Source organism: Streptomyces atratus, assembly GCF_014648655.1.
In the GTDB taxonomy this organism is placed as follows: Bacteria; Actinomycetota; Actinomycetes; order Streptomycetales; family Streptomycetaceae; genus Streptomyces; species Streptomyces atratus.
In genome coordinates, this window is sequence record NZ_BMRN01000019.1 from 80,958 (window position 1) to 101,123 (window position 20,166).

Genomic DNA, 20,166 nt, shown 5'->3' on the forward strand with positions numbered 1-20,166 from the left:
CGGGCCGGATCACCACATTCATTGTTGCCGGTCACGGTCACGGCATTCCGGGACCGGCGGGGCCCGGCTACCGTGAGGCGATGACCTCCGAGCCGGCGCCCGGAACGAGAGCCTTCCCGCCCCACCCGCTCCGCGGAGTCCAGGCGTCGTACGTCCGTCAGACCAGCTGTCCCTCCGACTACGCGCAGGTCGTCGCGGACTTCGAACCCTGGGAGGAAGGGGTCGCGTTCGAGACCGCCGACACCGCGTCGGTCAAGGGCCGGCCGGCGGACGAACTCGCCTCGTTCCACGAGGGCTTCATCCAGGGTGTGCGCGAGGAGCTGGCCGACCTCGCCGACCGCGAGTCCGGGACCGTCGTCGCGGTGGCGGTCGTCCTGCAGCGCATCAAGGTGCATGAAGTCGACTCCCACCCGGGGGCGTTCCGGGCGGCCGGACGCGTTGCCGTGCGCAACGCCCTGGTGCAGGCATACGGGCCGCCGCCCGGGCCCAAGCGCCGCCGCGGATGAGGACGGGGCGTGCCACCCCGGCCCCGGGCGTGCCACCCCGGCCCCGGGCGTGCCACCCCGGCCCCGGGCGTGCCACCCGGGGCCGGGCTGCCACCTGATCCGGGGCATGTCACCCCGGTCCGGGGCTCAGGATTCCACGGCCGACCGGTGCAGGATCCGTGCCAGCTCGCGCGGCTGGGAGAACATCGGCCAGTGGCCGGTGTCCATCTCCACCAGTTCCCAATGCTCGCTGCCGGCCAGCAGCTTGGCCACGTCGCCGTTCGGCTCGTCGCCGTCGAGCAGGCATTTGATGTAGGTCGCCGGAAGCTCGCCGAGCGGGCGTGCCAGTACGGCCGGCTCGGTCAGCGTGGTGCCCGGATGCGGTGTCGAGCCGCCCACGATCCGGGCGATCTGCTCGTCGGTGAGGCCCTGGCCGTCGAAGTCGGGGGCGGTGAGCGGTGCCCAGAAGCCGCCGTTCCCGGCGATCGAGGCCTCCAGCGCCTCGCGGCCGGCCCACCAGCCGGAGGCGAACGATTCGCCGTCGACCGGAATCTCGGAGTCGACGAACACCACACGGGCCAGCCGGTCACCGATGCGTTCGGCGGCCTGGCCGACCGGGATGCCCGAGTAGCTGTGCCCGACCAGGACGACGTCGTGGAGATCGTGGCGCTCCACCTCGTCGACGATGTCCCGGACGTGGGTCTGCTGCCCTGTCTGCACGCCCTGCTTCTCTGCGAGGCCGGACAGCGTCACCGGGTGGGCGCCGTGCCCGGCCGTACGCAACTGCGGCACCACCTCGTCCCACGCCCGCGATCCGAGCCACGCGCCTGGCACCAGTACGAATTCAGCCATGGTGGCAACCTAGCGCGGTGGTCCCACCGCTCGCCCCGGTTTTGCCCAGGTGCGGCGGGAGCGCAACCGAGCCCGTGTCAGCCGAGCGGGGAGGCGTGGCCCGGCCTGCACCCGGAAGGGACGCTGTTGCCGCTGATGTCGAAGTCCCCGCAGGTGAGAAAGACATCGTTGAACTTGCCGAGCACAAAGGCGAGCCCACCGACGACCGCGACGACGCCGATGACCATCCTTCGCTGGCGTACGGAGAGCTCCGATTCCCCGAACAGCAGGAGTTGCAGGAGCACCCAGGTCAGCAGGGGGGTGCCGATGATGCTGATGACGCCGCCCACCACGAAGAGCGCCTCGCCCTGCCAGTTGCCGCTGCGCGGCACGATGGCGGCCAAACCGAGCCACGCGCTGGGCAGGGCCAGGCAGGCCCAGTACACCCAGCCGTGCCGCGGCCCGCGTTCGCGCATCAGCAGACCGGCCAGCAGTACGGCCGTCGACACCGCCCAGAGGGTGAGCAGCTGGTAGTAGAAGATGACGTTGTAGGCGCCGAGCGTGAAAGCGGGCTCCCAGACCGCCAGCGCGCCTCCACCCGCGATCACGGCGGTCTTCGGCACCACCGAGGCCCCGCGGCCGCCACGCGTGCGGCTGGGGGTGGGGGCTGCGCCGTCGCCTGCGCTTGCGTCCGCGGCGTGGATGCCGTCGTCGTCATCCATGGGGACCCGTCTCCGGCATGGGGATATTTCCGCATACATTACCCAGAGTTGAGATCCTGTCGGGCTGTCCGCGCGGTCGGCCGGGCGGAAATGGGCGGACCACCGCTGAGCCGTCGCGACGGCCGTCGCAACCGATCGGGCGCCCACCGCACAGGGTCCCGCCCAGGGCTCACTTCCCGAGGGGCTGGTTGAAGCGCAACAGGTTGCCTGCGGGGTCGCGGAACGCGCAGTCGCGGACGCCGTAGGGCTGGTCCATCGGCTCCTGCAGCGCCTCGCCGCCCGCGGCGCTGATGCGCTCGAAGGTGGCGTCGCAGTCGTCCGTCGCGAAGATCACGCCGCGCAGCATGCCCTTGGCCATCAGCTCCGCCATGGCCTGTTTGTCGGCCGGTGAGGCGTTCGGGTCGGCGGCGGGCGGTTCCAGGACGATGTTCACGTCCGGCTGCGAGGGCGCTCCGACGGTCACCCAGCGCATCCCCTCGAACCCGACGTCGTTGCGTACCTCAAGGCCGAGCACATCGCGGTAGAAGGCGATCGCCTTGTCGTGATCGTCGACGGCGATGAAGCATTGGGAAAGGCTGATCTCCATGCCGTTCACGCTACGGCTCGGTGGCGGGGCTCGCTCCACCGTTCCTGACCGGCCGCGTGTGGATCTTGGCCATGCATGCCGGGATGGCGGCGCCATGGTCATGGCTCCGGGCCCGGTAGGCGCTCGGGCTCTCGCCGACCAACTGGGTGAAGCGCGAGCTGAACGACCCCAGCGACGTACAGCCGACCGCGAAGCAGACCTCGGTCACCGTGAGGTCGCCGCGCCGCAGCAGCGCTTTGGCCCGCTCGATGCGGCGGGTCATCAGGTAGCTGTACGGCGACTCGCCGAAAGCGGCGCGGAAGCTGCGGGAGAAATGGCCCGGCGACATCAGGGCGTCACGCGCCAGCGCCGTGACGTCGAGCGGCTCGCCGTAGTCACGGTCCATCCGGTCGCGGGCCCGCCGCAGCCGGACGAGGTCGTCGAGGTTCTGCCGTCTCACCTGACCAGTTTCACACAGCTCCCGAGGCCGGTGATGAAGCATGGCGACGCCCTGGAGCCGGAGTTGACCGAGGACGAGCCGAGCGACCTGCTCAGTGACGACGACCGCGAGGCCCGCGTCCGAGGCAGTCATGGCCGAAGCCCTCGGGTGCTCCCCCAAGGCGGTCGGTCCTGCTCGTCCTGCTCGAACACGTCTCGCCATCGGCCGGGTGGGACGAGCCGAAACAGATGAGAGAACTCGTCCCACGGCGTCCGCGAGAGCCTAGGTCAGGTGCCGACGTAGGCCGCGAGGTGCTCGCCGGTGAGGGTGGAGCGGGCGGCGACGAGGTCGGCGGGTGTGCCCTCGAAGACGATCCGGCCGCCGTCGTGGCCGGCTCCGGGGCCGAGGTCGACGATCCAGTCGGCGTGCGCCATGACCGCCTGGTGATGCTCGATGACGATGACCGACTTGCCCGAGTCGACGAGCCGGTCGAGCAGTCCGAGCAGGTGCTCGACGTCGGCGAGGTGGAGGCCCGTGGTCGGCTCGTCGAGGACGTAGACGCCGCCCTTCCCGGCCATGTGCGTGGCCAGCTTGAGCCGCTGCCGCTCGCCGCCGGACAGCGTGGTCAGCGGCTGGCCGAGGGTGAGGTAGCCGAGCCCGACGTCGGCGAGCCGTTCGAGGATCTTGTGCGCGGCCGGCGTGTGCGCCTCGCCGGCGCCGAAGAACTCCCCGGCCTCGGTCACCGACATCGCGAGCACCTCGCTGATGTCGCGACCGGCGAGGTGGTATTCGAGCACCGACGCCTGGAACCGCTTCCCCTCGCACTCCTCGCAGGGGCTGGAGACGCCGGCCATCATTGCCAGGTCGGTGTAGATGACGCCGGCGCCGTTGCAGGTGGGGCAGGCGCCCTCGGAGTTGGCGCTGAACAGAGCCGGCTTCACGCCGTTGGCCTTCGCGAACGCCTTGCGGATCGGGTCGAGCAGTCCGGTGTACGTCGCCGGATTGCTCCGTCGCGAGCCGCGGATCGCGCCCTGGTCGATCGAGACCACATTCTCGGCCCCCATCTGCCGGGGCAGCGATCCGTGCACGAGCGAGCTCTTGCCGGAGCCGGCGACGCCGGTGACGACGACAAGCGCCCCGAGCGGGATGTCGACGTCGACGTTCTGCAGGTTGTTCGCTGTCGCGCCGCGGATCTCCAGGGTGCCGGTGGGCTTGCGCACCGTCTCCTTGACAGCGGCCCGGTCGTCGAGATGGCGGCCGGTGACGGTGCCGCTGGCCCGCAGCCCCTCCAGGGTGCCCTCGAAGCAGACGGTGCCGCCCCCCGTACCGGCGCCGGGGCCGAGGTCGACCACGTGGTCGGCGATCGCGATCGTCTCCGGCTTGTGCTCCACGACGAGCACCGTGTTGCCCTTGTCCCGCAGCCGCAGCAGCAGGCCGTTCATCCGCTGGATGTCATGGGGGTGCAGCCCGATCGTCGGCTCGTCGAAGACGTAGGTGACGTCGGTGAGCGAGGAGCCGAGGTGCCGGATCATCTTGACGCGCTGTGCCTCGCCACCCGACAGCGTGCCTGCCGGCCGCTCGAGCGAGAGGTAGCCGAGCCCGATCTCCGTGAACGAATCCAGGGTGTGCTGGAGCGCGGCGAGCAGCGGCGCCACCGAAGGCTCCTTGAGGCCGCGGACCCATTCGGCCAGATCGCTGATCTGCATCGCGCAGGCGTCGGCGATGCCGATCCGCTCGATCTTCGACGACCGGGCTCCCTCGCTGAGCCGGGTGCCATCGCACTCGGGGCAGGTGGTGAACGTGACGGCACGCTCCACGAACGCCCGGATGTGCGGCTGCATCGCCTCCTTGTCCTTGGACAGGAACGACTTCTGGATCTTGGGGATCAGCCCCTCGTAGGTGAGGTTCACACCCTCGACCTTCACCTTGGTCGGCTCCCGGTGGAGGAAGTCCTGCATCTCCTTCTCGGTGTACTTGCGGATCGGCTTGTCAGGGTCGAGGAGGCCCGACTCGGCGTAGACCCGCACGGTCCAGAAGCTGTCCGACTTCCAGCCGGGGATGGTGAACGCGCCCTCGGCGAGCGACTTGGAGTCGTCGTAGAGCTGGGTGAGGTCGATGTCGGAGACGGTGCCCCGGCCCTCGCAGCGCGTACACATGCCGCCGGTGCGGTTGAAGGTCGCTTTCACCGCCTTCTTGGCCCCGCGCTCGACGGTGATGGCACCGCTCGCCCGGACCGAGGGGACGTTGAAGGCGTACGCACTGGGCGGGCCGATGTGCGGCTTTCCGAGCCGGCTGAAGAGGATGCGCAGCATCGCGTTGGCGTCGGTGGCGGTGCCGACCGTGGAGCGGGGGTCGGCACCCATCCGCTGCTGGTCGACGATGATCGCGGTCGTCAGCCCGTCGAGTACGTCGACCTCGGGCCGCGCCGGCGTCGGCATGAAGCCCTGCACGAAGGCGCTGTAGGTCTCGTTGATCATCCGCTGCGACTCCGCGGCGATCGTGTCGAACACCAGCGAGCTCTTGCCCGAGCCGGAGACTCCGGTGAACACCGTCAGCCGGCGCTTCGGGATCTCGATGCTGACGTCCTTGAGGTTGTTCTCGCGCGCGCCGTGCACGCGGATCAGATCGTGGCTGTCGGCAACGTGCAGCGCAGGCGACTGCGTGTCCGTCCTCGTGGCCATGCTCATCGTGTCTCCATCTGTTGGGCGGGGCCGCCTTCGCGGTCCGGTCTCCGTCGGCGTCGCCCGGCTCGATCTGACCGGCTTCGAGCGTACGTGTGGTTGTTCTTCGCTTCGGCCCGTGGAGCCTCTGGGCCCCGGCCACGCGGCGTGCGTGCCGAGGCGTCAGGCCAACCAGCGGCCGTCGCGCATCAGCTCGCGGTCGGGCAGCTCGTTCACCTCGCGCCAGGCCTGGATGCGGCGCGGGGAGATGCGGAACCAGCGGTACGGGGTGGCCTGCGCAATGGGGTCTCCCCTGCTCGAACGAAGTTGAGAGCTTGGGGAACGAAGCCGGTGCGCGCGGCGAACCGGTCACCCGCTGCTGCCGGCAGCGCGTCGATCCCGAGGACCTCGACTTCGCCCTCGATCATGGACACGTCGCGGGTGTGGCCCAGCCCCAGCCGAACGGTTCGGGTGGCGGCCAGGTTCCTGCCGGTCGGGCTGTCCGTCGGCGTGGCCATCAGCAGCGACTCGCCGTCCCAGTCGAAGGACAGCGGTACCAGGTACGGCGCACCGTCCGCCGAGGCACTGGCCACCCAGGTGTCGATGTCGTGGGTGAGCCGATGCTCGGTGTCGCGACGACGCCGATCGCGGGAGCGGGGGGCGGCAGTCATCGGTCCTGAAGCAGCCCGAGGACGTTGCCGTCGGGGTCGGTGACGGTGGCCACCAGGCGGCCGCCACCGACGTCGTGTGCGGGCTCCTTCACGGTGGCACCCGCGGCGGTCACCTCGGCCAGCTTCGCCTCGATGTCCGGCACGTGCCAGTAGGCCACCGGTGAGGTCATGCCCTGCTGTGCACCGCCCGGCACCAGTCCGATGTGCTGGCCCGCGGCCTCGAAGCCCACGTAGTAGGACTCGTCGGCCTGCGGCGGTACGCCGAGCAGGGCGGCGTACACCTCCTTGGCCCTCGCCAGGTCGGAAACGGGATGCAGCACGGTCTTGATTCCCTGGGTGGAAGAGCCGGTCATGATCACTCCTGAAGTCGTGGGTCCGGTCGGGATCGTCTGGCTCGAAGACGAACGGGAAGTGCTGAATTCGACAGCCCGATCGCTTCGGTTGTGGATTTCGCCGTTGGCCGTTCGCCTTGACCGAGCCCGGCCCGCAAGAGAAGGAGAGCCCACCGGGACCGCCGCCGGGTGGTTGCGACAGAGGGCCGGGGATGCGTCCGGGTCGTCGTGCGGGAGGAAGCTCGCGTGAGGGGCGATGTCCATGGCGGTCACGCTAGCTGCGGCTCGGGGCCCGGCGCTTCTCGAATCCTGATCGGTATGGTCACCTGTTCCGCGGCACACGACGGGACCCCGCCGTCGCGCGCGTCGCGGGGCGACGACAGGCGCCGGCGGCACACCGGCCGGCGCGGTGAAGCGACTGCTGAAGGTGCCCGGCGACGAGCAGCCGACCGCGAGACGGACCTCGGCGCACCACCCCTCGGTGGATGACCTGTCCCGCTCAACCTGAGGAGAGTGGCGAATTCGTCCATGCGCTCGGCGGGCGTGACGGGCGCGCTGCGCATCCAGGGGCCGGTGATCGAGTGCGGCCGATGGCCGAGAGGGCTGTGACCGGGCACGACAACCGTCGTCGGATTCGCGGGTCGGCCGGAACTCCTGTCAGCCCTCCGGCATCGCCTTACGCGGCGCGTCACCGCTTCGGGAGGAGCTTGTCCGTCCACAGCGGACAAAAAAAGGCAAAGGCAAGGAGGTTGCCCACTCCTTGCCACTCTCAACGTATAGCGCACCGGGGGGCTTGCGGCAAGGCCCGGGTCGTGCCGCAGAATCGTCGGCCGAGGCCAGAACCTGCGGAAATCAGAGATTCGCGAAGTACGCGTGCCGTTGTCGATGTACGGGTCACGGGGTACGTCGATCCGCCGGTGGGACTCGCGGTGCGGTTACGGGGACTCGGCGCGGAGATGCGGGTGTGCGTGCCGCCGGACTGCGCGGAGCAGCTGGCCGAAATCCAATCTCGTTGAATGGGCGTTCTGATGATTGACGTGATCGTGGTCGGCGGCGGACCGACCGGCTTGATGCTGGCCGCCGAGTTGCGGCTGGCCGGAGTGCACGTGGTCGTGCTGGAGAAGCTGGCCGAGCCGACCGGGGAGTCCCGCGGGCGCGGCCTGCACACACGCAGCGTCGAGATGATGGACCAGCGCGGTCTGCTGGACCGGTTCCTCGCGGTCAGTGAGAAGTTCCAGGCCGGCGGTTTCTTCGGCGGCATCATGAAGCCGTGGCCGGACCGGTTGGACACGGCGCACCCGTACGGCCTCTCCACCCTGCAGCCGGTCACCGAGCGGCTGCTCAATGAGCGTGTGCTCGAACTCGGTGCCGAGATCCGACGCGGCTGCGAAGTGGTCGGGCTGAGTCAATCCGATGACGCGGCCGGGGCCGGGGTGACTGTCGAGCTGGCGGACGGCACACACCTGCGCTCGCGCTACCTCGTCGGGTGCGACGGCGGCCGCAGTGCGGTGCGCAAGCTGCTCGGCGTCGGTTTCCCCGGCGAGCCCGCCACGGTCGAGACGCTGCTGGGCGACATGGAGATGACCGTGGATCCGGTGACGGTTGACGCCGTCGTCGCGGAAGTCCGCAAGACCCAGCTGCGGTTCGGCACCGTCCCCAACGGGGACGGGACGTACCGCGTCATCGTGCCCGCCGACGGCGTGGCCGAGGACCGTGCGACCGCGCCGACCCTCGAGGAGTTCAAGCAGCAGCTGCGGGCGGTCGCGGGCACCGACTTCGGCGTGCACTCGCCGCGCTGGCTGTCCCGGTTCGGCGACGCCACCCGGCAGGTCGAGCGCTACCGGGTCGGCCGGGTGCTGCTGGCCGGCGACGCGGCGCACATCCACCCGCCGACCGGCGGGCAGGGGCTCAACCTCGGCGTCCAGGACGCGTTCAACCTCGGCTGGAAGCTGGCCGCCGCGGTCAACGGCTGGGCTCCGGAGGGGCTGCTGGACAGCTACCACGCCGAACGGCACCCGGTGGGCGCCCGCGTGTTGGACAACACCCGTGCGCAGATCACGCTGCTGGGGACCGATCCGGGTGCGACCGCGCTGCGGGAGCTGTTCTCCAAGCTGATGGACTTCGAGGAGGTGAACCGGTACGTGACCGAGATGATCACCGCTGTCGGGGTCCGCTACGACTTCGGCGAGGGCCATGATCTGCTCGGCCGGCGGATGCGGGACGTGAAGCTGAAGCGGGGGCGCCTCTACGAGCTGATGCACGGCGGCCGCGGACTGCTGCTCGACCGGACCGGCCGGCTCTCGGTGGCGGGCTGGGCGGATCGGGTCGACCACGTCGTCGACGTCGGCGAGGAACTGGACGTACCCGCGGTACTGCTGCGGCCGGACGGCCACGTGGCGTGGGTCGGTGAAGAGCAGCAGGATCTGCTCAGCCGGCTGCCCGAATGGTTCGGCGCTGCCGTCGGCTGAGCGCGCAGTTGCGGCCCGAAAAGGGTGGGCCGTTGTGATCGCGTGAGACGGGACACGACAGGTGTCCTGCACATACGACACCTGTCGTGCTCAGGCACAGAGGGCCATGCGAGTGGTGTGGCGCACTTTTGCAAGCATGTGCTTGCAAAAGTTAGCAAGGGTGGCGCACCATCGGCATATGGCATCACTCAACGTCGGCAATCTCGGTGAGTATCTGCGCGAGCAGCGGCGCAATGCGCAGCTGTCGCTGCGGCAGCTCGCCGATGCCGCCGGGGTGTCCAATCCCTACCTCAGCCAGATCGAGCGCGGGCTGCGCAAGCCGAGCGCCGAGGTGTTGCAGCAGGTCGCGAAGGCGCTGCGGATCTCCGCCGAGACCCTTTACGTACGGGCCGGGATTCTGGATGAGCGGGAGCGGGACGAGCTGGAGACCCGGGCGGTGATCCTGGCCGATCCGTCCATGAACGAGCGGCAGAAGAATGTTCTGCTGCAGATCTACGACTCCTTCCGCAAGGAGAACGGTTTCGAGCCCGGAGCGGGATCCGGCTCCGAAGCCGGATCGGAGACCGGCGGCGAGTTCGGATCGGGGGCCGGTGCGGACGGCCGCCCCGGTGCCGACGGCCCCCGCACGGCCGGCGGCAGCGATGCCGACACAGCTTCAAAGCCTTCAAAACCCTCACACTGAGTCTGATGATCCGGGAGGACCACAGTCATGGCCATCACCGATGACCTGCGCAAGACCCTCACCGACCCGACCCCCCTCTACTTCGCCGCCGGTACGGCCGATATCGCCGTCGAGCAGGCGCGCAAGGTCCCGGCGCTGATCGAGCAGCTGCGTGCCGAGGCGCCGGAGCGTATCGAGGCCGTGCGCAACACCGACCCCAAGGCCGTGCAGGAGAAGGTGACCTCGCAGGCCAAGGAGGCGCAGGCCACCGTGCAGGCCAAGGTCACCGAGGTGATCGGGTCGTTCGACAGCGATCTGCGGAAGCTGGGCGAGAGCGCCCAGGACCTGGCGCTGCGCAGTCTGGGCGTGGCCGCGGAGTACGCGGTGCGGGCCCGGGAGACGTACGAGAAGGTCGCCGAGCGCGGCGAGCAGACCGTGCGGACCTGGCGTGGTGAGACGGCCGACGAGATCGTCGAGATCGCCGTCGTCGTCGAGCCGCGCAAGGAGTCCAGGCCGACGGGCACCGCGAGGACGGAGCCTGCCGCCAAGCCGGGGCCGGCAAAGGCGTCGCCCGCCCCGAAGACCGTCAAGCCGGAGAGCAAGGCCCCGGCCGCGCCCGCCAAGAAGGCGCCCGCGCGCAAGCCCGCCGCGAAGAAGACCACTCCGCCGACCGCGAAGTAGGGCTTCGGCTCACAGCCGGAGTGTGTACCGGGGCGCGGGGCGGGCACCCTTCGGGGTGCCCGGCGCGTTGTCCCGGTACCTTGGCCGCGAGGCGCTCATCCACTTATTAGGCGGTGCACCATGTTGCTCACAGGATTCAGCACACTCGTCTGGCTGCTCTACATGGTCATGCTCGTCCTGGCCGTGGTCGCACTGTTCTTGGCCGCGACGGCCCGTGAGGACGCCTACCGGGCCGCGGACAAGCAGAAGAAGTCCTTCTGGCTGATCATCCTCGGTATCACCGTCGCCGTGAATCTCTTCGTGCCGATGCTGTTCCTGCAGCTTGCGGGCGCGGTCGCGTCCATCGTCTTCCTGGTGGACGTACGGCCCGCGCTGAGGGCGGTCTCGGGTGGCGGCGGCCGGCGCGGTGGTTCCAGCAGCGACGGGCCGTACGGGCCCTACAACGGCGGGCGCTGAGCGCTCGCAGGGTTTGCCGGGGCCGTGGGTGATGCCGATTCGGGGCGGGGGCGCGGGATGCTCCGGCCCCGGTTGGCGTTCAGGCCCTGTCGGCGGATGTGTTCCTGGTCGCGGTCGAGCAGCAGGACCGCGACGTCGTCGGTCAGTTCGCCGCCGTTCAGCTCCCGCACCTGGGTGACCGCGGCCTCCAGGAGATCCTCGCCGGTGAGCCCCTGAGCCAGCTGGCGGTTGATCATCGCGACCATGCCGTCCTGGCCGAGCCGCTGAGTGCAGTCCGGCCCCACGCGTCCCTCGATCAGCCCGTCCGTGTACATCATCAGGCTCCAGGAGCCGCCGAGATCCACCTGACGGCGAGGCCATGGGGTATCCCCTGCTCGAAGAGCTTGGGGAAGGGCGTTACGCGGCAGCAGACCCAGGGCCGGGCCACCGTCCTCGTACGGCAGAAGGGCGGCCCCTCCGTGCCGGGCGAGCAGCGGGGCGGGGTGGCCCGCCAGGCAGAGGCCGGCGCGCCGGCCGTCGGGGGCGATGTCGACGGTGCAGAGCGTCGCGAAGATCTCCTCGCTCTCCCGCTCGTGCTCCAGGACCTGCTGGAGCGTGGAGAGCAGTTCGTCGCCGCAGAGCCCGGCCAGCGTCAACGCCCGCCATGCGATGCGCAGTTCGACGCCGAGCGCCGCTTCGTCCGGGCCGTGCCCGCAGACGTCGCCGATCATCGCGTGGACGGTGCCGTCGGGCGTACGGACCGTGTCGTAGAAGTCCCCGCCGAGCAGTGCGCGGCTGCGGCCGGGGCGGTAGCGGGCCGCGAAGCGCAGATCGGAGCCTTCGAGCAGCGGGGTGGGGAGCAGGCCGCGTTCGAGGCGGGCGTTCTCCTGGGCGCGCAGCCGCGACTCGGTGAGCTGGTGCTGGGCGACATCGGCGCGCTTGCGTTCGACGGCGTAACTGATGGCGCGGCTGAGCAGCCGTCCGTCGAGTTCGCCGCGGAAGAGGTAGTCCTGGGCGCCGACCCGTACCGCCTCGGCGGCCAGCTCGGCGTCGTCCTCCGCCGTGAGGGCGAGGACGGCGTGGCGTGGGGCGATCCGCAGGACGTGCTTGAGGGCGGCGAGCTCGTCGGCCCCTTCGGCGGGGGCGGAGCGGGCCTCGCTGCCGGTCGGCAGGGCCAGGTCCAGCAGGATGCAGTCGACGTCGTCGGTGAGGAGCCGGCCCGCCTCGGTCAGGTTGCGGGCGGTGCGGATACGGACCCGCGTGCCGGCTGCGGCAGGGAGCTCGGGGACGGTGAAGGTGCCCGCCGGGTCGTTCTCGATCACCAGGAGGGTCAGGTCGGCGCCGTGGGAGGTCTCCGCAGCGGAAACGGCGCGCTGCTGCGGTACGGGTGCGGGCATCGGTTCGGGTTTCCTTCCCTCCCCCCGAGGGCGCGGCGGAACGACGATCGACGATCCGCCAGACGGGGACCATAGCGGTCCGCGGTGGGGGAACGGAACGGCATTCCGTAATTGCCCACTGTCATATGCACCGCCATAAGCCGCGTCAGGTCACGGATCCGGCGAGATGTGCGGGGGTGGGGCGGGTGCCGGGGCATGACAAAGGTCACGCGGGATGGTGGGGGTGGGTGGTGCGGGTCACTCCCGTGAGGACGCAGGGGCGCCGGGGGTGTGGGGGTGCCGTGGGGCGTCCCCGGCGGGCGCTTCGTCCTCGATCGCCGGACGGGCTGGATCTGCCGGTCCGGGCAGCCCCCTACTTGTCCGGGCGGACCACGCCGAGGATCTGCATCGAGCCCGCGCCCGCCAGCGTGACGTTCCGGCCGGGGCGGGGGGAGTGGATGATGGCGCCGTCGCCGATGTAGATGCCCACGTGGCTGGCGTCACCGTGGTAGATGATCAGGTCGCCGGGGCGCATGTCCTTGATGGCGATGTGGGGCAGCAGCCGCCACTGCTCCTGCGAGGTGCGCGGGATGGGCCGGCCCGCCGCAGCCCAGGCCTGTGACGTCAGCCCCGAGCAGTCGTACGAACGGGGGCCCTCGGCCCCCCAGACGTACGGCTTGCCGATCTGCTCGGCCGCGAAGGCCACCGCCTTCCTGCCGCTCGCACTCGCCTCGCGGTTGATGTCCTTCAGGGCGCCGGAGCTGAGCCAGGCCGTCTGCAGCTTGTACTCGGCCGCCTGCTCCAGCTTGAGCAGGCGGGCCCGCTCCTTCTTCTCCAGCTGGTCTTCCAGCTTCTTCGCCGCGGCGATCTGCGCGTTGATCTTCTTCTTGGCCTCGGCCTGCTTGAGACGGTTGGCTTCGAGCTTCTCCCAGTTGGTGCTCGCGTCCTGGGTGTACGTCTCCAGGTCCTGCTGGGTCCTGGTCAGTTCGCCGAGGACGCCCTGGGCGGCCTGCTGGCCCTCCCTGACCCGGTTCACCCCGTCGAGGAACAGCTGCGGGTCGTCGCTGAGCATCAGCTGGGCGCCGGGCGGCAGTCCGCCGGTGCGGTACTGCTCGCGGGCCTGGGCGCCCGCCTGACTCTTGAGCTCGGCGATCTTCGACTGGCCCTCGACGATGGCCCTGGCCAGCTTCACGATCTCACCGGACTGCTTCTTGGCCCGCTCCTCGGCGAGGTTGTACGCGTCGGTGGCCGCCCCGGCCTTGCGGTAGAGGGTGTCGATCTCCTCGCGTACCTCTTCGAGGCTCTTCTTCGGTGCCTTCGGCCCGGAACCGGACCGGGTGTCGGGCTGTGTCGCCGAGGGGGAGGGGGGTGCGGGCGCGGCGAAAGCCTGGACCGGCGCGGTGAGTACGGTCAGCGCGCAGACCAGAGTGATCGCGGCTGCGGCAATGTGACGTCGGTTCACTGGATCCCCCTCCGAATGAATCTGATTTACCGTCAGTAACTTGTTGCCGATGACGAGATCGTGCCATGCCGTACCGAAAAGCAACAGAGGCACACACCTGCTGTCCTGACGGTCACACGGGTCGACCGACGTCCCGGGGATCGCTCCCCGCGTCCCGGGAATCGCTCCCCATCGTCCTGACGAATGATGCCCCGTCCGCGTTCCCGCCCGCCTCTGCGGACGCGGGCGCGCCGGGTCTGTTCAGCACGTGTCGGGCTCTCGGCCGGGCCGGAGGGCCGTCCACTTCACCGTGACTTCACCCTGGCGCCACCGCCGTACCCCGTCCGTCAGCGGCCAGTCGCCCGACAGCGCCCGCACCGCCTTGATCCAGCGCTGCCGGGCGCCCAGTGACGCGTACGGGGCCGCCGCGGCCCACGCCCGGTCGAAGTCCCGCAGGAACGCATGGATCGGCTCGCCCGGCACATTGCGGTGGATCAGTGCCTTGGGGAGGCGTTCCGCGAGGTCGGAGGGGCGGTCGAGGGAGGCGAGCCGGGTCGCGAACGTCACCGTGCGCGGGCCCTCCGGGCCGAGCGCCACCCATACGTGCCGGCGCCCGATCTCGTCGCAGGTGCCCTCCACCAGCAGCCCGCCCGGCGCGAGGCGCGCGCACAGCCGCTGCCAGACCGCGGCGACCTCGCCCTCGTCGTACTGGCGCAGCACATTCGCCGCCCGGATGAGGTCGGGGCGCTCGGGGAGCGGGATCTCGAAGCCACCGTGCAGGAAGGTGAGGCCCTCGCGCTCGTACGGTTTCGCCGCCGCGACCCGCTCCGGGTCGATCTCGATGCCGACCACCGCCGTGCGCGGCTCGGCGGTGCGCAGGCGCTGCAGCAACTCGACGGCGGTCCAGGGGGCGGCGCCGTACCCGAGGTCGACGGCGACGGGGTTGTCGGCGCGACGCAGGGCCGGACCGTGGGTGGCGGCGATCCAGCGGTCCATGCGGCGGAGCCGGTTCGGGTTGGTGGTCCCGCGGGTCGCGGTGCCGATGGGGCGCATGACAGCGAGCGTAACGATGGAACGGGGACGGAAGGCTACGCGGGTGCCCGCCCCCCGCCCGGCCCGGGGGGCGGGTCCGGTGCCCGGACTTCCGGCCCGGCATGCGGCCCCCGCACTGCAATGATTTGGCAAAGCGGAAATGAAAGGAGAGATTCCGCTGTTGCAGCCCCCGAAGGGGCTCTGGTCCCTTCGGTGTGATGCCCTGAGTGAGGAGGACCGGACGACGTGAGTCAGTACGTCTCCCGGCTCGGCAGCAGCCGTGTCGCGCCGCGCCTCAGGTTCCCCGCCGCCTTCCCCGGCGGTCACCGCAAACCTCGCCGCATCGCGATGCTCTCCGTGCACACCTCGCCCCTGCACCAGCCGGGCACCGGTGACGCGGGCGGCATGAACGTCTACATCGTGGAGCTGGCCAAGCGACTCGCCGCGATCAACATCGAGGTCGAGATCTTCACCCGGTCCACCACCGGCGGGCTGCCCCCGACGGTGGAGCTGGCGCCCGGTGTCCTGGTCCGGCATGTCGACGCGGGGCCGTACGAGGGTCTGGCCAAGGAGGAGCTGCCCGCCCAGCTCTGTGCCTTCACGCACGGCGTCATGCAGGCATGGGCCGGCCAGCGCCCCGGCTACTACGACCTGGTGCACTCCCACTACTGGCTCTCCGGTCATGTCGGCTGGCTCGCCGCCCAGCGCTGGGGCGTCCCGCTCGTCCACGCCATGCACACCATGGCGAAGGTCAAGAACGCGGCGCTCGCGGAGGGCGACACCCCCGAGCCCGCCGCCCGCGTGATCGGCGAGACCCAGATCGTCAGCGCGGCCGACCGGCTGATCGCGAACACCGCCGAGGAAGCGGACGAGCTCATCCGCTTCTACGAGGCCGATCCCGGGTCCGTCGCCGTCGTGCACCCCGGGGTCAACCTCGACCGCTTCCGCCCCGCCGACGGGCGCGCCGCGGCCCGGGCGCGCCTCGGACTGCCGAAGGACGCCCTGATTCCGCTCTTCGCGGGCCGCATCCAGCCGCTGAAGGCCCCGGACGTGCTGCTGCGGGCCGTCGCCGTCCTGCTGGACCGCGACCCGTCGCTGCGTCGCCGGATGGTCGTACCCGTCGTCGGCGGCCCGAGCGGCAGCGGGCTCGCCAAACCGGAGGGGCTGCAGAAGCTGGCGGCGCGGCTGGGCATCGCCGATGTCGTACGGTTCCAACCGCCGGTCGGGCAGGACCGGCTCGCCGACTGGTTCCGGGCCGCGTCCGTACTGGTCATGCCCTCGTACAGCGAGTCCTTCGGCCTGGTCGCCATCGAGGCCCAGGCGGCGGGCACCCCGGTCGTCGCGGCGGCCGTGGGCGGTCTTCCGGTGGCGGTACGGGACGGGGTCAGCGGCTTCCTGATACCCGGGCACGACCCGCAGGCGTACGCGCAGGCGCTGGGGCGGTTTGCCGAGGCGCCGGAGCTGGTCTCCCGGATGGGTGCGGCGGCTGCCGCGCACGCCCGGGGTTTCGGTTGGGACACCGCCGCGTCCGCGACCGCCGACGTGTACACGGCCGCGATGCACGAACACCGCCGTCGCGTACGCTCGCACCATGGCTGACGTACCCGATGAAGCGGTGACGACGCAGGTCGCGCAGGTCGCGCAGATCATCGAGGCGACCCTGAAGGACGCCGAGCTCGAATGGGAGAGCCCCGAACCCGGCAGCTACGTCGTCAAGCTGCCCGGCACGCGGAAGCTGTCCACCACCTGCTCGCTGCGCGTCGGCAAGCACTCGCTCTCTCTCAATGCCTTCGTCGTCCGTCACCCGGACGAGAACGACGCGGCGGTGCACCGCTGGCTGCTGGAGCGCAACCTCCGCCTCTTCGGCGTGAGTTACGCGATCGACCGACTCGGCGACATCTATCTGGTCGGCAAGCTGCCGCTCTCCGTGGTCACCCCGCAGGAGCTGGACCGGCTGCTCGGCACGGTCCTCGAAGCGGCCGACGGCTCGTTCAACACCTTGCTGGAGCTGGGCTTCGCGAGCGCGATCCGCAAGGAGTACGAGTGGCGGGTGTCGCGCGGCGAGTCCACGCGGAACCTGGACGCGTTCACGCATCTGACCCAACGCCCCACCGGCTGACCTTCCGTTGTCGGCGGGTTCGGCAGCGTAAGGCCCTTTCCCTGCGCCGGTGTGCTTATGCGGCACAGCGGGCGCTGGCCGGCTGACGGGGCGGGCGCTGCGGGCGGGTGGTCAGTCCCTTGCCCGCAGCGCCGACTCCACGTCCCCCAGAGCCGATTCGAGCTGCGGACCGACTTCCTTCCACACCCTGTCGAGGTGCTCCTGGGGAGCGCGGCGCGGAACGGTCTCCACCAGCATGATCAGGTAGAGGTGGCAGCGGTAGAGCGCGAGCCGCAGCCGCACGGACGCGTCGAAGACCAACGGCTGCTCGCTCCCGTACCCGGCGAGGAAGTCCTCGTCCTCCTCCATGTTCGCGAACAGGGCGAGCGATACGAAGTCGGCGACCGGGTCGCCCCAGAACATCCGCTCACCGTCGATGATCCCGCCGATGGTGCGCGCGCCGGGCTCCCCGTCGACGAGCAGGTTGCCCTGCCAGAGGTCGAAGTGGACCAGGGCGGGCCGGGTGACGTCGTCGAGTACGGGCGAGGCGGCGGCGATCAGCGCGCGGATACTGGCTGCAGGGCGCGGCAGCCGGGCGCTGTAGGTGTCCGCGTCGGCGAGTACGGCGTCCGTCATCGCCGTGAACGCCTGCCGCCAGGTCGGGGCCAACGGGCCCAACGCCCTGCTCGGATAGCCGAATCCGCCGGGGCCCGTGACGGAGTGCAGCCGGGCGACGATGCGCCCCAGTTCGTTCCTGAGCCGGCGCTCCTCGGCGTCGGACAGGACGCGATCGCCCGCGGCCCCGGCGATGTCGTACCAGGGCCGACCCGGGCAGGCCGACATGATCACGTACGGGCCGGTCGGCGCGTCCGGATCGAGTTGGCTGTGCAGGACGCGGGGGACTGCCGCCGACTCGCCCGCGCAGGTGTAGAACTCGACCTCGTTGACCAGTAGATCGCGCTCGTAGCTCATCAGGGTTCCATCGGTCGTGGGCGGCGGTATCTTCACCACCCAGTCGCTGCCGTCGGTGAGAGTCACCCGGGTGACGGCGTTGAACGTGCCTCCGGCAAGGGGCGCGACTGCGGCGATACGGTCCTCCGCCACGCCAACCGACCGGAGAACGGACGCGGTTGTGTCATCTGGCTGCATGGGATGAATTGCCCTCTGTGTCGGTATTCAATCCGGCTTGCGGCGACGGACAGCGCTTTCACAGGATGATCACGGCGCCATCACGATCACATTCCGTGCCCTGGTTGATTGATCGTCAAACCAACTACCGCTCATAGAGTGAGCAAAACCCGAAGACCCAGCTCAGAGAGACGGACCGGACCATGCGATCCACCGCCATACGCCGTACCGCTGTTGCCGCCACCGCGGTGTCCCTGGCCCTGCTCGCCACCGCCTGCGGCGGCGGATCGGACTCCGGTTCCGGTGGCAAGGGGGCGGATGCCAAGGGCAAGGAGTCCGCCGCCGCGAAGCCGGCCGCCAAGGCGCTGACCGCCGCCGAGCTGGAGAAGGCGGCGCTGGCCCAGGGCGACGTCAAGGGGCACAAGATCGCCAAGGCTGCGGCCAAGGACGTGATCTCCGGCGACGACATCAAGGTCGAGAAGGAGGTCTGCGCCCCGTTCGCCGACGCGCTGATGGGGGCGCAGGTCGGTGAGCCCGCGGCGTTCACCAAGCGGACGGTCGTCAGCGAGCCCAAGAAGGGCAGCATGGAGCAGGACGGCGCGGACGCCGAAGACGCGTTCAAGGCGGCGTTCGACATCACGACGACGCAGCTGGCCCTCGGCTCGTACGACGGCAAGGGCGCGGAGGAGTCGGTCGCCTCGCTGCGCACCGCCGCCACCGACTGCGCGGGCGGGTTCGACTTCACGGCTGCCGGTGAGAAGCAGAAGGTCAGCAAGATCACCGAGGAGCAGGTCAAGGGCGGGGAGGATGCGGCCGCCTGGACGGTACAGGTGGAACAGGGCGGCGAGAAGATCCAGTTCAAGCTCGTGGCCATGCGTCAGGGCCCCTCGTTCGCCTCGTTCTCCTCGATGAACCTGGCTGCGATGGGCGGGGGCGAGGGCGAGGGCTTCGAGCTGCCGACCGCAGTGGTCGAGGCCCAGGCCGCGAAGCTGGCGTAAGGGGCCGGGCGCGGCTCTGCGCGTTCCCTTGTGGCGGTGGTCCTGCGCCGGTTGGCCGGCGCCGTGTCCGTGGGACAGGTATGCAACCCGGCACGTGTGAGTACTCGTACTCATGGGCGGTGCTTCACCCTCCGGGCAGGCTGGTCGTACCAACCACCCAGGGGGAGCCAACTATGCGCAGTATCAACCGACTTGACCGATCGGCGCCCGCGGGAAGCGGGCGCCGTCCGAGCCGGTCCGCGGTGGGCCTCGCCCTGGCCTCCGTGACCGTGGCGCTGCTGACCGCGGGCTGCTCGACGCAGGACGCGGCGTGCGGCGGCGGCGAGTATCCGGTCCTGGCCGTCGGGGAGGCCGGATCGGCGTGCGTGCCCGACGGCGAGGCACCACCGAAGGGATACGCCCGGTATCCGAAGGGCAAGGTTCCCGAGCATGTGGGCGACAAGTGGGACAAGTACTGGGAGACCCACACCGTCGACGAGAACGGCAAGGCCATCGACATCCCCGCCGAATCCGGGGAGTGAGGCGGGACCGCCCGGGTTGCCCGGGGCATCACCTCGTTTCGGTGCTGGTTCAGGGCAGCGGGACGAGCCTCACCACGGTGACGATCAGGACGGACCCGGAGACGTAATAGAGCACGATCGCCCCGGCGACCGTCGCTTCGCGGCGGTCGCGCTCGCTCTTGACGGCCGACGACCCGTGCCCGTACGGGTCGAGGCCCAGGGTGCGCGCCATCTCGTCCCGGAAGACCTCGCTGTCGCGCATCTTGGCCAGGGTGTCGTCGGCCGGCGGGGCGTAGGAGATGCGGAAACTCAAGCGACGGTCCGCCTCTCGGCCTCGTCCTGCGCCAGCCGGTCCAGGATCTTCTCGGCCTCCGGATCGGGTACGGCCTCCAGCATCCAGTGCCGCATGACCGCCTGGATCTCGCTCACACCGGCGTCGTTGATGGCGCGGTCGAACTCCTCACGTCTCTCTTCGGGCAGGGTGGCCCGGATGTCCGGAATGCTGTTGGGCACGTCGACTTCGGCACCGCCGACGAAGGTCTTCAGGGGCTCGCCCATGATTGCTCTCCCCGCTCTCCTTGCTCTCTTCGCACGGCCCGTCCGATCGGCTCCGCCCATGCGCGGGCCGGTGCTCGGGCCACGG

General features: G+C 70.3%; 21 protein-coding genes and 1 pseudogene. 9 read left to right on the forward strand and 13 right to left on the reverse strand.

Annotation, left to right across the window (positions count from 1 at the left end):
• The first annotated feature begins 80 nt into the window (after positions 1 to 80).
• Positions 81 to 506, forward strand: a complete 426-nt coding sequence (locus IEZ15_RS26605) for a hypothetical protein (RefSeq protein ID WP_189279689.1) — start codon at positions 81 to 83, stop codon at positions 504 to 506.
• Positions 507 to 632: 126 nt separating this feature from the next.
• Here IEZ15_RS26605 and IEZ15_RS26610 read toward each other — a convergent pair whose 3' ends face one another.
• From IEZ15_RS26610 to IEZ15_RS26640, 7 genes and pseudogenes are all read right to left on the reverse strand, one after another.
• Positions 633 to 1,337, reverse strand: coding sequence for an alpha/beta fold hydrolase (locus IEZ15_RS26610; RefSeq protein WP_189279690.1), 705 nt, complete (start codon positions 1,335 to 1,337; stop codon positions 633 to 635).
• 77 nt (positions 1,338 to 1,414) lie between these two features.
• Complete coding sequence (locus tag IEZ15_RS26615; protein ID WP_189279691.1) at positions 1,415 to 2,038, reverse strand: hypothetical protein; 624 nt, start codon at positions 2,036 to 2,038, stop codon at positions 1,415 to 1,417.
• Between the two features lie 169 nt (positions 2,039 to 2,207).
• The gene (locus IEZ15_RS26620; protein WP_189279692.1) at positions 2,208 to 2,624 is read right to left on the reverse strand and encodes a VOC family protein; all 417 of its coding nucleotides are present in this window, start codon (positions 2,622 to 2,624) and stop codon (positions 2,208 to 2,210) included.
• 10 nt (positions 2,625 to 2,634) lie between these two features.
• Positions 2,635 to 3,105 carry a helix-turn-helix transcriptional regulator gene (locus IEZ15_RS26625; protein WP_114249192.1) on the reverse strand — a complete coding sequence of 157 codons (471 nt, stop codon included), beginning with the start codon at positions 3,103 to 3,105 and terminating at the stop codon, positions 2,635 to 2,637.
• Between the two features lie 224 nt (positions 3,106 to 3,329).
• Complete coding sequence (locus IEZ15_RS26630) at positions 3,330 to 5,729, reverse strand: ATP-binding cassette domain-containing protein (RefSeq protein WP_189279693.1); 2,400 nt, start codon at positions 5,727 to 5,729, stop codon at positions 3,330 to 3,332.
• A gap of 156 nt (positions 5,730 to 5,885) precedes the next feature.
• A pseudogene (locus tag IEZ15_RS26635) lies at positions 5,886 to 6,373 on the reverse strand (pyridoxamine 5'-phosphate oxidase family protein).
• The gene (locus IEZ15_RS26640) at positions 6,370 to 6,726 is read right to left on the reverse strand and encodes a VOC family protein (RefSeq protein WP_114245771.1); all 357 of its coding nucleotides are present in this window, start codon (positions 6,724 to 6,726) and stop codon (positions 6,370 to 6,372) included. Before IEZ15_RS26640 ends, IEZ15_RS26635 begins: the two are co-directional and overlap by 4 nt.
• Before the next feature lie 1,007 nt (positions 6,727 to 7,733).
• Between IEZ15_RS26640 and rox the strand changes: the two genes are divergently transcribed.
• The 4 genes from rox to IEZ15_RS26660 all read left to right on the forward strand — a co-directional run bounded on the left by rox (position 7,734) and on the right by IEZ15_RS26660 (position 10,971).
• Positions 7,734 to 9,173 carry a rifampin monooxygenase gene (gene rox, locus IEZ15_RS26645; protein WP_189279694.1) on the forward strand — a complete coding sequence of 480 codons (1,440 nt, stop codon included), beginning with the start codon at positions 7,734 to 7,736 and terminating at the stop codon, positions 9,171 to 9,173.
• Between the two features lie 178 nt (positions 9,174 to 9,351).
• Entirely contained in the window at positions 9,352 to 9,855 is a 504-nt protein-coding gene (locus IEZ15_RS26650; protein WP_189279695.1) for a helix-turn-helix domain-containing protein, read from the forward strand.
• Between the two features lie 27 nt (positions 9,856 to 9,882).
• Positions 9,883 to 10,515 (forward strand): hypothetical protein, encoded by a 633-nt coding sequence (locus IEZ15_RS26655; RefSeq protein WP_189279696.1) that lies wholly within the window; start codon positions 9,883 to 9,885, stop codon positions 10,513 to 10,515.
• A 120-nt stretch (positions 10,516 to 10,635) separates the two neighbouring features.
• A complete protein-coding gene (locus IEZ15_RS26660; protein ID WP_093899684.1) occupies positions 10,636 to 10,971 on the forward strand; it encodes a DUF2516 family protein in 336 nt (111 codons plus the stop codon).
• On the opposite strand, the gene IEZ15_RS26665 is transcribed toward IEZ15_RS26660, so the two are convergent.
• The 3 genes from IEZ15_RS26665 to IEZ15_RS26675 form a co-directional block, all read right to left on the reverse strand.
• Positions 10,953 to 12,347 carry a PP2C family protein-serine/threonine phosphatase gene (locus tag IEZ15_RS26665; protein ID WP_189279697.1) on the reverse strand — a complete coding sequence of 465 codons (1,395 nt, stop codon included), beginning with the start codon at positions 12,345 to 12,347 and terminating at the stop codon, positions 10,953 to 10,955. The genes IEZ15_RS26660 and IEZ15_RS26665 overlap by 19 nt on opposite strands.
• Positions 12,348 to 12,699: 352 nt before the next feature.
• Positions 12,700 to 13,788 (reverse strand): C40 family peptidase, encoded by a 1,089-nt coding sequence (locus tag IEZ15_RS26670; RefSeq protein ID WP_189279698.1) that lies wholly within the window; start codon positions 13,786 to 13,788, stop codon positions 12,700 to 12,702.
• Between the two features lie 240 nt (positions 13,789 to 14,028).
• Positions 14,029 to 14,820 (reverse strand): class I SAM-dependent methyltransferase, encoded by a 792-nt coding sequence (locus IEZ15_RS26675; protein ID WP_189279699.1) that lies wholly within the window; start codon positions 14,818 to 14,820, stop codon positions 14,029 to 14,031.
• Positions 14,821 to 15,045: 225 nt separating this feature from the next.
• Here IEZ15_RS26675 and mshA point away from each other — a divergent pair, with 225 nt between their 5' ends.
• Both mshA and IEZ15_RS26685 read left to right on the forward strand, forming a co-directional pair.
• Positions 15,046 to 16,398 (forward strand): D-inositol-3-phosphate glycosyltransferase, encoded by a 1,353-nt coding sequence (mshA, locus tag IEZ15_RS26680; protein ID WP_189279700.1) that lies wholly within the window; start codon positions 15,046 to 15,048, stop codon positions 16,396 to 16,398.
• On the forward strand, positions 16,391 to 16,918 hold the full coding sequence (locus tag IEZ15_RS26685) for a type III secretion system chaperone family protein (RefSeq protein WP_189279701.1): 528 nt from the start codon (positions 16,391 to 16,393) through the stop codon (positions 16,916 to 16,918). Before mshA ends, IEZ15_RS26685 begins: the two co-directional genes overlap by 8 nt.
• Positions 16,919 to 17,029: 111 nt before the next feature.
• On the opposite strand, the gene IEZ15_RS26690 is transcribed toward IEZ15_RS26685, so the two are convergent.
• On the reverse strand, positions 17,030 to 18,046 hold the full coding sequence (locus tag IEZ15_RS26690) for a phosphotransferase family protein (protein WP_189279702.1): 1,017 nt from the start codon (positions 18,044 to 18,046) through the stop codon (positions 17,030 to 17,032).
• 182 nt (positions 18,047 to 18,228) lie between these two features.
• Between IEZ15_RS26690 and IEZ15_RS26695 the strand changes: the two genes are divergently transcribed.
• Both IEZ15_RS26695 and IEZ15_RS26700 read left to right on the forward strand, forming a co-directional pair.
• On the forward strand, positions 18,229 to 19,023 hold the full coding sequence (locus tag IEZ15_RS26695) for a hypothetical protein (protein WP_189279703.1): 795 nt from the start codon (positions 18,229 to 18,231) through the stop codon (positions 19,021 to 19,023).
• A gap of 173 nt (positions 19,024 to 19,196) precedes the next feature.
• The gene (locus IEZ15_RS26700; RefSeq protein WP_189279704.1) at positions 19,197 to 19,544 is read left to right on the forward strand and encodes an SCO0607 family lipoprotein; all 348 of its coding nucleotides are present in this window, start codon (positions 19,197 to 19,199) and stop codon (positions 19,542 to 19,544) included.
• A 49-nt stretch (positions 19,545 to 19,593) separates the two neighbouring features.
• On the opposite strand, the gene IEZ15_RS26705 is transcribed toward IEZ15_RS26700, so the two are convergent.
• Together IEZ15_RS26705 and IEZ15_RS26710 are read right to left on the reverse strand one after the other, a co-directional pair.
• Positions 19,594 to 19,836 (reverse strand): hypothetical protein, encoded by a 243-nt coding sequence (locus IEZ15_RS26705; RefSeq protein WP_114245783.1) that lies wholly within the window; start codon positions 19,834 to 19,836, stop codon positions 19,594 to 19,596.
• Positions 19,833 to 20,081, reverse strand: a complete 249-nt coding sequence (locus IEZ15_RS26710) for a hypothetical protein (protein WP_114245784.1) — start codon at positions 20,079 to 20,081, stop codon at positions 19,833 to 19,835. Before IEZ15_RS26710 ends, IEZ15_RS26705 begins: the two co-directional genes overlap by 4 nt.
• Between the last annotated feature and the right edge of the window lie 85 nt (positions 20,082 to 20,166).

Excerpts from the sequence above, each read along its gene's own strand:
- IEZ15_RS26605 (WP_189279689.1), top strand. The coding sequence starts at position 81 with ATGACCTCCGAGCCGGCGCCCGGAACGAGAGCCTTCCCGCCCCACCCG.
- IEZ15_RS26610 (WP_189279690.1), bottom strand. The coding sequence starts at position 1,337 with ATGGCTGAATTCGTACTGGTGCCAGGCGCGTGGCTCGGATCGCGGGCG.
- IEZ15_RS26615 (WP_189279691.1), bottom strand. The coding sequence starts at position 2,038 with ATGGATGACGACGACGGCATCCACGCCGCGGACGCAAGCGCAGGCGAC.
- IEZ15_RS26620 (WP_189279692.1), bottom strand. The coding sequence starts at position 2,624 with ATGGAGATCAGCCTTTCCCAATGCTTCATCGCCGTCGACGATCACGAC.
- IEZ15_RS26625 (WP_114249192.1), bottom strand. The coding sequence starts at position 3,105 with ATGCTTCATCACCGGCCTCGGGAGCTGTGTGAAACTGGTCAGGTGAGA.
- IEZ15_RS26630 (WP_189279693.1), bottom strand. The coding sequence starts at position 5,729 with ATGAGCATGGCCACGAGGACGGACACGCAGTCGCCTGCGCTGCACGTT.
- IEZ15_RS26640 (WP_114245771.1), bottom strand. The coding sequence starts at position 6,726 with ATGACCGGCTCTTCCACCCAGGGAATCAAGACCGTGCTGCATCCCGTT.
- rox (WP_189279694.1), top strand. The coding sequence starts at position 7,734 with ATGATTGACGTGATCGTGGTCGGCGGCGGACCGACCGGCTTGATGCTG.
- IEZ15_RS26650 (WP_189279695.1), top strand. The coding sequence starts at position 9,352 with ATGGCATCACTCAACGTCGGCAATCTCGGTGAGTATCTGCGCGAGCAG.
- IEZ15_RS26655 (WP_189279696.1), top strand. The coding sequence starts at position 9,883 with ATGGCCATCACCGATGACCTGCGCAAGACCCTCACCGACCCGACCCCC.
- IEZ15_RS26660 (WP_093899684.1), top strand. The coding sequence starts at position 10,636 with ATGTTGCTCACAGGATTCAGCACACTCGTCTGGCTGCTCTACATGGTC.
- IEZ15_RS26665 (WP_189279697.1), bottom strand. The coding sequence starts at position 12,347 with ATGCCCGCACCCGTACCGCAGCAGCGCGCCGTTTCCGCTGCGGAGACC.
- IEZ15_RS26675 (WP_189279699.1), bottom strand. The coding sequence starts at position 14,820 with ATGCGCCCCATCGGCACCGCGACCCGCGGGACCACCAACCCGAACCGG.
- IEZ15_RS26685 (WP_189279701.1), top strand. The coding sequence starts at position 16,391 with ATGGCTGACGTACCCGATGAAGCGGTGACGACGCAGGTCGCGCAGGTC.
- IEZ15_RS26690 (WP_189279702.1), bottom strand. The coding sequence starts at position 18,046 with ATGCAGCCAGATGACACAACCGCGTCCGTTCTCCGGTCGGTTGGCGTG.
- IEZ15_RS26695 (WP_189279703.1), top strand. The coding sequence starts at position 18,229 with ATGCGATCCACCGCCATACGCCGTACCGCTGTTGCCGCCACCGCGGTG.
- IEZ15_RS26700 (WP_189279704.1), top strand. The coding sequence starts at position 19,197 with ATGCGCAGTATCAACCGACTTGACCGATCGGCGCCCGCGGGAAGCGGG.
- IEZ15_RS26710 (WP_114245784.1), bottom strand. The coding sequence starts at position 20,081 with ATGGGCGAGCCCCTGAAGACCTTCGTCGGCGGTGCCGAAGTCGACGTG.